The organism is Rectinema subterraneum (assembly GCA_009768935.1).
Lineage (GTDB): Bacteria > Spirochaetota > Spirochaetia > Treponematales > Rectinemataceae > Rectinema > Rectinema subterraneum.
In genome coordinates, this window is sequence record WESA01000002.1 from 37,061 (window position 1) to 49,674 (window position 12,614).

General features: G+C 52.4%; 11 protein-coding genes. 10 read left to right on the forward strand and 1 reads right to left on the reverse strand.

Annotated elements, in window-relative coordinates:
* The first annotated feature begins 58 nt into the window (after positions 1-58).
* From GAP13_RS01005 to GAP13_RS01025, 5 genes are all read left to right on the forward strand, one after another.
* A complete protein-coding gene (locus GAP13_RS01005; protein WP_158905279.1) occupies positions 59-1,012 on the forward strand; it encodes an ABC transporter permease in 954 nt (317 codons plus the stop codon).
* Between the two features lie 11 nt (positions 1,013-1,023).
* Positions 1,024-2,517, forward strand: a complete 1,494-nt coding sequence (locus GAP13_RS01010; protein ID WP_158905281.1) for a sugar ABC transporter ATP-binding protein — start codon at positions 1,024-1,026, stop codon at positions 2,515-2,517.
* A gap of 21 nt (positions 2,518-2,538) precedes the next feature.
* Positions 2,539-4,392, forward strand: coding sequence for a ribulokinase (locus GAP13_RS13155; RefSeq protein WP_158905283.1), 1,854 nt, complete (start codon positions 2,539-2,541; stop codon positions 4,390-4,392).
* On the forward strand, positions 4,389-5,870 hold the full coding sequence (araA, locus tag GAP13_RS01020) for an L-arabinose isomerase (RefSeq protein ID WP_158905285.1): 1,482 nt from the start codon (positions 4,389-4,391) through the stop codon (positions 5,868-5,870). Before GAP13_RS13155 ends, araA begins: the two co-directional genes overlap by 4 nt.
* A gap of 81 nt (positions 5,871-5,951) precedes the next feature.
* Positions 5,952-6,644, forward strand: a complete 693-nt coding sequence (locus GAP13_RS01025; protein ID WP_158905287.1) for an L-ribulose-5-phosphate 4-epimerase — start codon at positions 5,952-5,954, stop codon at positions 6,642-6,644.
* Between the two features lie 63 nt (positions 6,645-6,707).
* Here the strand turns inward: GAP13_RS01025 and GAP13_RS01030 are convergent, their stop codons facing one another.
* Complete coding sequence (locus GAP13_RS01030) at positions 6,708-6,971, reverse strand: hypothetical protein (protein WP_158905289.1); 264 nt, start codon at positions 6,969-6,971, stop codon at positions 6,708-6,710.
* A 144-nt stretch (positions 6,972-7,115) separates the two neighbouring features.
* On the opposite strand from GAP13_RS01030, the gene GAP13_RS01035 reads away from it, so the two are divergent.
* The 5 genes from GAP13_RS01035 to GAP13_RS01055 all read left to right on the forward strand — a co-directional run bounded on the left by GAP13_RS01035 (position 7,116) and on the right by GAP13_RS01055 (position 12,553).
* Positions 7,116-8,375: an ABC transporter substrate-binding protein gene (locus tag GAP13_RS01035; protein WP_158905291.1), complete on the forward strand. Its 1,260-nt coding sequence runs from the start codon at positions 7,116-7,118 to the stop codon at positions 8,373-8,375.
* 287 nt (positions 8,376-8,662) lie between these two features.
* The gene (locus tag GAP13_RS01040) at positions 8,663-9,493 is read left to right on the forward strand and encodes a carbohydrate ABC transporter permease (RefSeq protein ID WP_241864254.1); all 831 of its coding nucleotides are present in this window, start codon (positions 8,663-8,665) and stop codon (positions 9,491-9,493) included.
* Between the two features lie 11 nt (positions 9,494-9,504).
* Entirely contained in the window at positions 9,505-10,371 is an 867-nt protein-coding gene (locus GAP13_RS01045; RefSeq protein ID WP_222126109.1) for a carbohydrate ABC transporter permease, read from the forward strand.
* 20 nt (positions 10,372-10,391) lie between these two features.
* Positions 10,392-11,453, forward strand: a complete 1,062-nt coding sequence (locus GAP13_RS01050; RefSeq protein ID WP_158905295.1) for a Gfo/Idh/MocA family protein — start codon at positions 10,392-10,394, stop codon at positions 11,451-11,453.
* Positions 11,450-12,553: a Gfo/Idh/MocA family protein gene (locus GAP13_RS01055; protein ID WP_158905297.1), complete on the forward strand. Its 1,104-nt coding sequence runs from the start codon at positions 11,450-11,452 to the stop codon at positions 12,551-12,553. The genes GAP13_RS01050 and GAP13_RS01055 overlap by 4 nt, the downstream gene beginning before the upstream one ends.
* The last annotated feature ends 61 nt before the right edge of the window (positions 12,554-12,614 follow it).

Below are 12,614 nucleotides of genomic sequence, written 5' to 3' on the forward strand. Positions count from 1 at the left end.
GCGGGCGGCAAGCAATCAGAGCCCGCCCAATTGCCGCATGCATTAAAAAGAGGAATACATGGTAGCCCAAGAAAAGAAATCTATTCTCGCAACGCTTTTTTCGTACAGAGAATCGGCGATTTTTCTCGCCCTTATCATTCTTATGGCAACCGTAACGATCTTTGCGCCGAATTTCATGAGCGGCAGCAACCTTTATCTTGTATCGCGCCAGATCTCATTCGTCGCAGTGGTCGCTTTTGGCGAGCTTTTCGTTATCCTTACGGGAGGTATCGACCTGTCGGTGGGCTCGGTCATGGGCTTATCGGGTGTCGTTGCCGCTGGAGCGATGGCTGGTGGGCAATCGATCATTCTGAGCGTGCTTTTGGGACTCGCAACAGGCATTGCTTTAGGGCTCATCAATGGCCTTCTGATATCTTATGTCAGGATTGCACCTTTTATTGCAACACTCGGCATGCTTTCCTTTGCACGCGGTGTCATTCTCATCGTAACCAAGGGCTGGCCGATCACCAATATTCCGAAACCTTTCCTTATCGTCGGCCAGGGTGATTTCTTAAGCCTGCCAATTCCCCTCTGGGTTATGATTGTATTGGCAGCAGTCGCTCATTTTCTGCTATCGCGAACCGCATTCGGAAGGCGGACGTACGCAATCGGCGGCAATGAGCAAGCGACATTTCTCTCGGGTATCAACGTAAAGAAAATAAAAGTATTTTTATATATGATTTCAGGACTTATGGCTTCTGTAGTGGGCATCATTCTGATTGCTCGTTTTAATTCGGCGCAAGCAGATACAGGAACTGGCTGGGAACTCGATGCGATTGCAGCGGCGGTCATCGGCGGCACTTCGCTTTCGGGCGGGAGCGGGAGTATTTTCGGCGTGATCATAGGCGCTGCAATAATGGGTGTTATCCGTAACGGCCTTGTGTTGATGCGCGTATCGCCCTATTGGCAGACTGCAGTCATCGGCATCATCATAGTGCTCGCTGCGGTACTCGACAGAATCAAGAATAAATAATGGAGAAAACCATGTCCGAACCGTTGCTTGCGCTTAAACATATTTCAAAGAGCTTCCCCGGTGTCAAAGCATTGGACGACATCGATTTCTCTGTTCAGAAAGGAGAAGTAGTCGGGCTTTTGGGAGAGAATGGCGCGGGCAAATCCACACTTATGAAAATAATCTCTGGTGTATATACACCAGATTCAGGTGATATTTTCTGGCAAGACAAAAAAATAAAGCTCAAATCAATCATGGATGCACAGGAAAAGGGAATCGCGATCATTTTCCAGGAACTCAACAATTGCCCGAACTTGTCTGCGCTTGAGAATCTTTTCCTGGGCCATGAGATAAGAACCAGCGCGAATTTTGTCGATTTCCGCGCAATGAAGAAAAAAGCAAAAGAGATTTTCTCTTATCTCGATGTACAGATTCCGCTCGAAAAACCGGTAGGCAAGCTTTCTGTTGCGCTCCAGCAAATGATCGAAATCGGCAAAGCGCTCCTTGCTAATGCAAAGCTCATCATCATGGACGAACCAACCAGCTCTCTCACTGATAAGGAAGTTCAAAAGCTCTTTCAAATTGTCAAAGAGCTCAAGGAACGCGGTATCGCTGTTATCTTCATTTCGCACAAGCTTGAAGAAGTCTTTATTATAACTGACAGAATTGTTGTTTTGCGCGACGGGAAACATGTAGGCGAACTTAAAACGAGCGCGGCAACACAAGATGAGCTCGTTGCGCTCATGGTCGGGCGCGAGATGCATTCATTCTTTTCAAAGCGAACGAAAGAAGCGTCGGACGAAACCATTCTCAAAATAGAGAATTTTTCGGGGCCCCCTTACATCCGCGGTGTAAGTTTCTATTTGCGGAAAGGCGAAATACTCGGGCTGGCCGGGCTTATCGGAGCAGGGAGAACAGAACTCGCACTATTGATGATCGGTGCGGAACAAAAAACTTCTGGCAACATGGTACTGCATGGTAAAGAAATAGATGTTCGTTCTCCCTGGCAGGCAATACAGCATGGCATAGCATACTTGTCAGAAGACCGCAAAATGAAGTCACTTGTCCTGCAGATGCCTGTGCGGGCGAATATCACAATGGCCATCCATAGCGCTGTAACAGGGACGCTCGGCATGCTGGATCGAAAGAAAGAACTCGAGGTGACAAATTCTTTCATCCGGCTTCTCGACATCAAGACGAGCGGGCCAGAACAAACAGTGAATAATCTTTCGGGCGGCAATCAGCAAAAAGTTGTCCTCGCAAAGTGGCTTGCGACAAAACCGTCGATTCTCATCCTTGATGAACCGACGCGCGGCATCGATGTGCATGCAAAGGCAGAAGTACACAAGATCATTACCGACCTCGCAGACAAGGGAACGAGCATTATCCTCATTTCATCCGAACTGCCGGAAATTGTTGCTCTTTCCGATCGCGTGGTTGTCATGCACGAAGGGCAAGTCAAAAGCGTCCTCGAAAAAAAGGATATCTCTCAGGAAAACATCATGAGCACAGTATTTTCAGCATAAACAACCGAAGGAGAAAAAAGAATGGAAGCAGTGCACAACCCGCAATATGTCATTGGCATCGATTATGGAACCGATTCGTGCCGTGCGGTGATAACCGATGCATCGAATGGGCATGAGTTGTCCAGCGCAGTTGCCCCCTACCCTCGCTGGTCTAAGGGGCTCTATTGCGACCCTGCGAAAAACCAGTTCCGTCAGCATCCACTCGATTATATCGAATCGCTGGAAACCGTGATGCAAAAGCTGGCGGCTCAGACGGGGACAGAGCTTTTGCCGCATGTAAAAGCAATGGCAATCGATACCACCGGCTCGACGCCGTGCCTTGTCACCGAACACATCGAACCCCTCGCGATGCTTCCGGAGTATTCGGACAATCCCGATGCAATGTTCGTCCTCTGGAAAGACCATACCGCGACTGACGAAGCGTTCCAGATCAACGAACTTGCACGCAAATGGAAAGTCGATTTTACGATGTACGAAGGCGGAGTGTATTCCTCGGAATGGTTCTGGGCGAAATTGCTGCATATCGCAAAGGCCGCGCCCGATGTCATTCGCGCCGGTTTTTCGGCCATCGAGCACTGCGACTGGATGCCAGCTCTGCTTACAGGTGCCCGCTCACTCTCCCAGGTCAAGCGCAGCCGCTGTGCGATGGGGCACAAGGCGATGTGGCATGAAAATTTCGGAGGCTACCCGGGAGATGAGTTTCTGGGAGCGCTGCATCCTGAGCTTGTGCGCATTAAAAAGACGCTGGGGACAGAGACTTTCACGAGCGACACCGTGTTTGGCGCGCTTACAGACGAATGGGCTTTGCTGCTGCATTTGCCTGCGGGGATTCCGGTAGCTGTCGGCGCCTATGATGCACACATGGGGGCAGTCGGCGGCGGCGTTGAAGAAGGAGTCCTCGTCAAGGTGATGGGCACCAGCACCTGCGATATGATTGTCGGACCCAAGCCTGCGGAAGAAAATCGTGCGGGTAAACCTTCAGAGGAGGGGCATGCTGGCGGGGCGCGTGCTGGCGGGGGTCGCGCTACAGGGGACCATGTTGGCGAAGCGCAAACTGAGGGGGGGCGCGCTGCCGCAGGCGAATCTGAGCACCTGGTAAAAGGCATCTGCGGGCAAGTCGATGGCTCCATTGTCCCCGGCATGCTCGGCTATGAAGCAGGCCAGAGTGCCTTTGGCGATGTGTATGCATGGTTCAAGAATCTGCTCATGTGGCCGCTGCGCGAATTGGGGACAGAGGTTGATCAGGGGACAGAGGTTGTAAAAGGCGCAGCCCGCCAGGCGGGGACAGAGGTTGATGCGGCTTATGCCCGCGCCTTCATCGAAGAACTGGACAGCCGCATCATGCTCATGCTCGAAAAAGCCGCGTCGCAGATAAATCCGGGCAAATCTGGCGTGCTCGCGCTCGACTGGCTCAACGGCCGGCGCACCCCCGATGCCAACCAGAAACTGAAAGGAGCGCTCACAGGCCTGACGCTGGGCACAACAGCCCCAATGATCTATCGCGCGCTCATCGAGGCAACCGCCTTCGGAACCCGTGCAATCGTCGAGCGATTCGAGCTGGAAGGCGTCCAGATCCGGAAAATCCGCGCAATAGGAGGAGTTGCCCGCAAATCGCCGCTTGTCATGCAGATTGTTGCGGATGTGCTCGGTCGCCCGATCGAAATTGTGGCGAGCGACCAGTCGGTTGCGCTCGGAGCTGCTATGTTCGCTGCAGTGGTCGCGCGAATCTATGCCTCTGTCCCCCATGCGCAAGCTGCAATGAAGCCTGATATCGAAGCAGTCGTAACGCCGAATGCTGCCAACACAGCAATCTATGACGGCCTGTACCGACAATATCTCAAACTCGGATCATTCATCGAAAAGGAGCTCACATGAAAGCCTTTGATTCCTATGCATTCTGGTTTGTCGTTGGAAGCCAAACGCTGTACGGACCAAAGGTCCTTGAGCAAGTGAATGCCCATGCCCTGAGAATAGCGGAATTCCTTAATCAGAATGCCGCCATCCCTGCAACTGTCGTACCTGCTGTCGTCACTTCGCCCGAAGAAATCACAAGCCTTTTCCGCAAAGCGAATGCGGACCCGAGCTGCGCAGGCATTATCACATGGATGCATACCTTCTCGCCATCCAAGATGTGGATTCAAGGGCTTTCGGAAAATGCAAAGCCCCTTCTGCACTTGCACACCCAATTCAATCGCGACATTCCATGGGACTCCATCGATATGGACTTCATGAATCTGAACCAGTCAGCGCATGGGGACAGAGAACACGGCTTTATTCATACGCGCCTAAAAACGCTTCGCAAGGTCGTGGTCGGCTACTGGCAGGACGAGCTTGTACTGAATCGGATTGCTGCATGGATGCGCGCGGCAGTCGCTTTTGCAGACGGGAAAACAGCCAAGGTTGCGCGCTTGGGCGATAATATGCGCGAAGTTGCGGTAACAGAAGGCAATAAAGTATCAGCCCAGATTCAGTTTGGTTGGCAGGTAAATGGCTATGGAATTGGTGAAATTGCCCGTCGCTACGAGGAAGCTTCTCCTCGAGATATCGATGCGGTGCTTGAACAGTATCAGAGCCGCTATGTCATTCTTGATTCAGTGCGCCATGATAGCAGCCAATTCAAGCAGGTCCGAGAACAGGCAGCCATTGAAGTCGCGCTCAGGCAATTCCTTGCAGATACCAGAGCCGGCGCCTTTACCACGACATTCGAGGATCTTGCGGGCCTTCCACAGCTGCCGGGGCTTGCCGTTCAGAACATTATGGCAGATGGCTATGGCTTCGGAGCCGAAGGCGACTGGAAAACTGCCGCCCTCGTTCGTGCTATGAAAACGATGGCTCGCGGTCTTGAGGGTGGAACTTCATTTATGGAAGACTACACGTACCATCTTGAACCTGGCAACGAGCTTGTGCTCGGCGCGCACATGCTCGAAGTCTGCCCGACCATTGCCGCTGTAAAACCTCAAATTGAAGTGCACCCGCTTTCGATTGGCGGGAAGGATGATCCTGCACGCCTCGTGTTCGATGCAAAACCTGGAATGGCAGTAGCTGCGACTATCATTGATAAGGGAGATTCCTTCAGGCTTATACTGAACGAGGTCGAAGCGGTCGCCCTGCCCCGCGCTATGCCGAAGCTGCCCGTAGCCCGCGCGCTCTGGAAGCCCTTGCCCAATTTCAAAAGCGCCCTTGAGCTGTGGATACTTGCAGGCGGTGCGCATCATACGAGCTTCTCATACGCAGTAACAACAGAAATGCTCGAGGATTATGCGCGAATGGCCGGAATCGAAGTTGTGGTAATCGGTAAAGAAACCTCTGTCCCCCTTTTGCGCAAAGAGCTGGAAAAAGATTTCCTGCGATAGGCCATCAACCGACAGCCAATCAAACTGAAATTTTTAAATTTTGGGGTCAGACCCCGAAATTTAACTAAGGAGGTTTTCCGCATGCTCGAATCGCTGCGCAAAGAAGTGCTGCAAGCAAATTTGGAGCTCTCGGACCGAGGGCTTGCGCTTTTTACCTGGGGAAACGCGAGCGCAATTGATCGCGCGCGAGGGCTCATCGTCATCAAGCCCTCCGGCGTGCCCTATGAACGAATGACCGCAGGCGATATGGTGATTGTGGATTTGGATGGGAAGGTTGTCGAAGGTACGCTCAAACCATCGTCTGATTTGCCGACGCACCTTGTGCTCTATAAAGCCTTTTCCTCAGCCATGGGAATAGTGCACACTCATTCAACGTATGCGACTGCTTGGGCACAGGCCGGGCAAGATCTTCCAGCAGAGGGCACAACTCATGCCGACCATTTTTATGGCTCTGTCCCCTGCACACGGCTCCTCACTGACGAAGAGATACTGGGCGACTACGAACTCGAAACAGGCAAAGTGATCGTTGAGACTTTCAAGAGCCGCGCAATCGATCCAAGCTCTGTCCCCGCTGCGCTCGTGCATTCGCACGGGCCATTTGTCTGGGGCACATCGGCACTCGAAGCGGTGCACAATGCAGCGGTGCTGGAAGAGGTCGCTAAAATCGCAATATTATCAAGGATGATTGCACCTCCGTCCCCCATGCAGGCAAGCTTGCTCGCCCGGCATTTCGAACGGAAACACGGCAAAAATGCGTATTATGGGCAGAAGTGAGGTATTCGGCTTAGAGCCGATTTTTTCGACAAAGGATTTTTGCGGCCGCCTTTTTGATCATTGTCAAACCTCCTCGGCCTCTTGCTCGGCAGGCACAAGCTCATATTCTTTTGCTGCCTTATAGATGGCTTCGCGTGTGATCTGGTACTCATCGAGCTTTGCGCTCACTTCGAAGAGTGAATTCTTATCGGGGATCTGTCCGATTGCGATAAGCCGGTCATCGATATACACGATCGGGAAAGTGTTCTCCTGGAAGAATTGCTTCGCGTAGGCAGCCAGTTCATCGAGCTTGTATGCTTGTTCCTGGACATCGACAACTTCGAGCACATCCTTGTCCGTCAGCCATGATTTGACCGCTTCTATGTATCTAGATTTTTATTTTTCGTTGACACCACCCTATGCCTGTCCTATAATTTTCTGGGTTTTAAAAAATCTTGGCAATCCCCCTTAATCGGGGAACAGGAGGCTCGTATGAAAAGATTGCTGTTGGCGGCGATGATCGCGCTTGTCGCCCTTTCTGCGTTCGCGCAGCAGAAAGTAACGCTTACCATCGAAAGCTGGCGCAACGATGATATCCAGATCTGGCAGGATCAGATAATTCCTGCTTTCGAAAAGAAGTATCCAAACATCCACGTGGTATTTGCGCCCACGCCGCCTGCAGAATACAACGGCGTGCTGAATTCCAAGCTGGAAGGCGGTACTGCAGGTGATCTTATCACCGCAAGGCCTTTCGATGCCTCGCTTGCGCTGTACAACAAGGGCTACCTTGCTGATCTTACCAATCTGCCAGGCATGAACAACTTCTCCAACGTTGCAAAGAGCGCATGGATCACGGACGATGGCAAGCACGTGTTCGCTGTCCCCATGGCTTCGGTCATTCACGGATTCTTCTATAACAAGGACATTTTCAAGAAACTGAACCTGAAAGTTCCGCAGACCAAGGCCGAGTTCATGCAGGTACTCGAGGCAATCAAGAAAGATGGCCGCTATATCCCGCTCGCAATGGGCACCGCAGACATGTGGGAAGCAGCGACGATGGGCTTCCAGAATATCGGCCCCAATAACTGGAAGGGCGAGGAAGGCAGACAGGCGCTCCTTGCAGGCAAGCAGAAATACACCGATGAGCCGTATATCAAGACATGGAAAGAGCTCGCCTCGTGGGCGCCGTACCTGCCCAAAGGCTATCAGGCTGTGAAATATCCCGATGCCCAGCAGCTTTTCACCCTCGGAAAGGCAGCGATTTACCCCACCGGCTCGTGGGAAATCTGGCTCTTCGAGAAAGATGCGGCATTCGAGCTTGGCATTTTCCCGCCTCCTATTGAAAAGAAAGGCGACACTGTCTACATCAGCGACCATACTGACATCGCGCTCGCCATGAACGCCAAGACCAAATATCCGGAAGAAGCCAAGAAATTCCTGGAGTGGATGACTACTGCGGAATTCGCCAGCCTCTATTCCAACGCGCTGCCGGGATTCTTCACGCTGTCGAACCACAAGATCACCCTGAAAGATCAGCTCGCGAACGAATTCCTCTCCTGGAGAGCAACCTGCAAATCGACCATCCGCAACTCCTATCAGATTCTGTCGCGCGGCGATCAGTACGGCGCGCCGAACCTCGAAAACGAGCTGTGGCAGGTGAGCGCTGCGGTCATCAACGGCACGATGACGCCCGAAGAAGCCGGCAAGAGAGTCCAAGCCGGCCTCGACAAGTGGTACAAGCCGAAAAAATAACAAGGCCAGTTCGATGAATTGAGAGAGCCGGGATGCTTCCGGCAGAAGCGTTCCGGCTCTCTTTGCAAGGCAGCCCCATCCGGGAAGGCGCTGCATGGCGCCACCCTTCATTACTTCGAGAAAACGCTCGAGGCTGAGCCATTTGGCAAATGAGATATCATTCTATTTCTTAAAAAAGAAGGATAAACGCAGTGCTTGATATACGCGGAAGCCGGAAATTCCCTTTTTTCCTCATTGTGTTTCTGGGACCGGCGGCGATCTGTTATACCCTCTTTATGATATATCCTTTGGCAGAATCGCTGATCCTCAGTTTCTTTTCGGTACAGCCCGACAATTCCTATGTTTTTTCGGGCTTTGCGAATTTTGTAAAGCTTTTTACCGACTCCGATACTGCGCCGCGATTTTGGGGCGCGCTTAAAAACAATGTGCTGTTTTTCATAATTCACATGCTGGTACAAAATCCAATCGGGCTTTTGCTCGCTTCGCTCCTTGTCACAAAGGGCAAGGCGCGCGGATTCTATCGCACTGTGCTCTTCATGCCGACAGTGTTGTCAGTGGTGATTATCGGCTTTATCTGGCAGCTAATCCTCAATCCGCTCTGGGGTGTCGCCGAATCGATGATGAGGGCAGTAGGGCTCGGGAAATTATTCCAGCCCTGGCTAGGATTGCCGCAGTACGCGCTGCCCGCAGTGGCACTCATTTCGGTATGGCAATTTATCGGGATCCCGATGATTCTTTTCTATACCGCGCTCATAGGAATACCGGATGAACTTATCGAAGCGGCTGTCGTCGATGGATGCACAGAGATGCAAGCCTTTTGGCAGATAAAATTTCCACTAATCCTGCCGACCATCGGCATCGTATCGATTCTGACTTTCGTCGGCAATTTCAATGCGTTCGATCTGATCTATACAATGAAAGGAGCGTTTGCCGGCCCGGCTTACTCTACCGATATTATGGGCACCCTGTTCTACCGGACGTTCTTTGGCCAGCAATTGCAGCTGGGGAATCCGACGATGGGCGCGACCGTGGCGACAATGATGTTCCTAATTATTTTGACTGGCGTTCTAATCTATATGTTCCTGTTCCAGCGGCGCGTGAAAACCTATCAGCTATAGAGGAAGGCTGCATGATGAAACGGCGAGCATCGAGAGCTTCCAGAGACTTGGCGCGACAAAGATTTCGCGGACTTCTGCAGCATATTATCCTTGTTTTTTTCTCGCTGATCGCGCTTTTCCCCATACTGCTCATTCTGATGAATTCATTCAAGCTCAAGAAATATATTTTTGCGGCTCCTTTTGCGCTGCCAAATGCAAAGACTTTCAGTTTGATTGGATACGACACAGTATTGCAGCGATCCAATCTCATTGTGAATTTCGGCAACTCAATCATAGTGACTGTTGCCTCGCTCTTTTTGATTCTGTTGTTTGGATCGATGGCGGCGTTCGCGCTTTCAGGCTACAAATTCCGCGGAAACGCCTTCCTGGGGTTCTATCTTTCGATCGGCATAATGATCCCGATTCGCCTAGGCACGGTGAGCCTCCTCAAACTCATGGCATCGCTGGAGCTTGTCAATACTCTGACGGGGCTTATCCTTATCTACATCGCGCAGGGGCTGCCGCTCACGATTTTCATCCTTACAAGCTTCATGTCGCAAATTCCCGATGAGCTCAAGGACGCAGGGCGCATCGATGGCGCAAGCGAATACCGGATATATGCACTTGTATTGCCGCTTGTAAGGCCCGCCCTTGGAGCGATCGGCATTTTCACCATGATCCCTATCTGGAACGATCTCTGGTTCCCGCTAATAGTCGCACCCAGCGCAAAAACTGCGACAATTACGCTAGGAGTCCAGCAATTTTTGGGCCAGTATGTCAGCGACTGGAATGCGGTGCTCTCGGCGCTTGTGCTCGCGATGGTTCCAGTTCTTTTGCTCTATCTGATTTTCTCGAGACAAATGATACGAAGCGTTACCGCGGGCGCTATCAAAGCATAACCCGCGCATGGAGAATGCATATGAAAATTGGAATAATCGGTACAGGGTTCATGGGTTCGACCCATGCGGCGGCCTGGAAGAAAACAGGGACCAAAATTGCGGGCTTTCTGGCTGACCCGCCCTCGGAAGCGGAGCAGATCGCCCGGGAATATGGGGCACATGTCTTTTCCTCGCTTGAAGAGCTGATAGAAAGTGTCGATGTGGTCGATATCTGCTCACCGACCCACCTCCACAGCGACATGGCGATTGCCGCAGCTCGCGCGGGCAGGCATATCGTGTGTGAAAAGCCGTTGGCGAGAACCGTGGAACAAGGTGAAGCGATGCTCGATGCATGCAGGATCGCGGGAGTGCGCCTTTTCGTTGCCCATGTAGTGCGCTACTTCCCTGAATATGCCCTTGCGGCTGCGCGCGTTCATGCAGGGGATATCGGAAAAGTGGGAACCGCGCAGTATCGGCGCTTGAGCTACCGGCCGAAAAAACCGGTCGGCAACTGGTTTCTGGACGAGGAAAAATCCGGCGGCATTCTGCTCGATCTCATGATTCACGATTTCGATATTGCGCGATGGATTGCAGGGGATGTCGTATCGGTCTATGCAAAAAAAGTGTCCTCGTTTAGAAAAGAGAGCCCTGCAGACTATGGCATGGTGATACTTACACACGCATCCGGAGCTTTATCACATGTTGCAGGCGCTTGGGCGTATCCGCCGCCGGTATTCAAAACGGGATTTGAAGTGTGCGGCGATGCAGGGGTTATCCAGCACGACTCTGATTCTGAGTCTCCAATCGAAGCGCTGCTCAAGCAGGAAAAAAGCGAAGCGCCCGATGTCGGCCTCCCCGCGAGCCCCCTGGCCGAGAGCCCCTACGACCTCGAAATCGCGGATTTCTACCGGTGCCTCATAGAAGGAGGCGAACCGAGAGTCAGCGCTGCAGACGGGCTTGCCGCGCTCAAAATCGCCTGCGCGGCGATTGAATCAGCAAAGACAGGGCAGGTGATCGCACTGGATTCGCGCAGAGAGGAGGCCCGGCAAGCTGAGCTTGAGCTGACAGGAGAACCTGCCACATCGAAAGGAGGCCAGCGATGAAAATCGGGATAATGAGCGCCGCGCATGTTCACGCTGATGCGTACATAGGCTGCCTGCGATCGATTCCGGAAGTGGATATTGTTGGTATCGCTGACCATGATAACGAACGGGGCGCTCTGTTTGCCCAGCAGTATGGCCTTCACTATTTTGCGAGTTATGAAGCACTCCTTGGGCAGAAGCTCGATGGCGTCATCATCACAAGCGAAAACGCCTTTCACATCGAGCTGGCAAAGAAGGCGGCACAGACCGGTGTTCATATCCTGTGCGAAAAGCCGCTGGCGACGAATGTCCGCGATGCCAAAGAAATTGTGGATGCTGCCAAAAAAGCAGGTGTCATCTTGATGACCGCATTCCCGATGCGATTCTCTGTCCCCGTTCGGACAGTCAAGGAAGAGCTCGTTTCCGGCAAGCTGGGCGCGCTGCTTTGCTTCAATGCTTCGAACCAGGGGCAGCTTCCGCCTAGGGACAGAGCATGGTTCACAGACCCGGTGCTTGCTGGCGGTGGTGCGATTGCAGACCATGTCGTCCACCTTGCAGACATCATGCGGTGGTATGTGGGGACAGAGGTTGTGGAAGTCTATGCAGCAGCCAATCGAATCTTCCATGCTGACGAAGTGCAGGTCGAGACAGGCGGCATGGTCTCAATGCAGTTTGAAAACGGCATCTTTGCGACGATCGATTGCTCATGGTCGAGGCCCGACAGCTGGCCGAGCTGGGGCGGATTGTCATTCGATCTTATCACTGATAAAGGAGCAGTTCGCGTTGATGCGTTCAGGCAGAATCTAACTATATATCCAGCGCCGAAAGCCTCTGCTTCGAGCGCAAATGCAAAAACCGCACCTGCTGATACAACCGGCGTCGCGTCCGGGGCTGGCGCTGACCACGACTGGACAACTGCACACAGCCACGGGGACAGAGGTTTCGGGCCACGATGGCTTTACTGGGGCTCCGATGCGAACCAAGCAATGATCGAGGAATTCATTTCAGCTATCCAAGAAGGTCGCCAGCCTGCAGTGACAGGCGAAGATGGCCTTGCGGCAGTTCGAATCATTGAAGCAGCATATAAATCGATACAAGAAGGGAAAGCCATTATGGTATAGCTGTCCTCTCTAGCCATTTTCGGCGGCTTTTCTAGGCGCACGCCCCTCCGCTTGCCCCTTT

Coding starts and splice junctions, on each gene's coding strand:
- GAP13_RS01005 (WP_158905279.1), top strand. CDS start 59: ATGGTAGCCCAAGAAAAGAAATCTATTCTCGCAACGCTTTTTTCGTAC.
- GAP13_RS01010 (WP_158905281.1), top strand. CDS start 1,024: ATGTCCGAACCGTTGCTTGCGCTTAAACATATTTCAAAGAGCTTCCCC.
- GAP13_RS13155 (WP_158905283.1), top strand. CDS start 2,539: ATGGAAGCAGTGCACAACCCGCAATATGTCATTGGCATCGATTATGGA.
- araA (WP_158905285.1), top strand. CDS start 4,389: ATGAAAGCCTTTGATTCCTATGCATTCTGGTTTGTCGTTGGAAGCCAA.
- GAP13_RS01025 (WP_158905287.1), top strand. CDS start 5,952: ATGCTCGAATCGCTGCGCAAAGAAGTGCTGCAAGCAAATTTGGAGCTC.
- GAP13_RS01035 (WP_158905291.1), top strand. CDS start 7,116: ATGAAAAGATTGCTGTTGGCGGCGATGATCGCGCTTGTCGCCCTTTCT.
- GAP13_RS01045 (WP_222126109.1), top strand. CDS start 9,505: ATGATGAAACGGCGAGCATCGAGAGCTTCCAGAGACTTGGCGCGACAA.
- GAP13_RS01050 (WP_158905295.1), top strand. CDS start 10,392: ATGAAAATTGGAATAATCGGTACAGGGTTCATGGGTTCGACCCATGCG.
- GAP13_RS01055 (WP_158905297.1), top strand. CDS start 11,450: ATGAAAATCGGGATAATGAGCGCCGCGCATGTTCACGCTGATGCGTAC.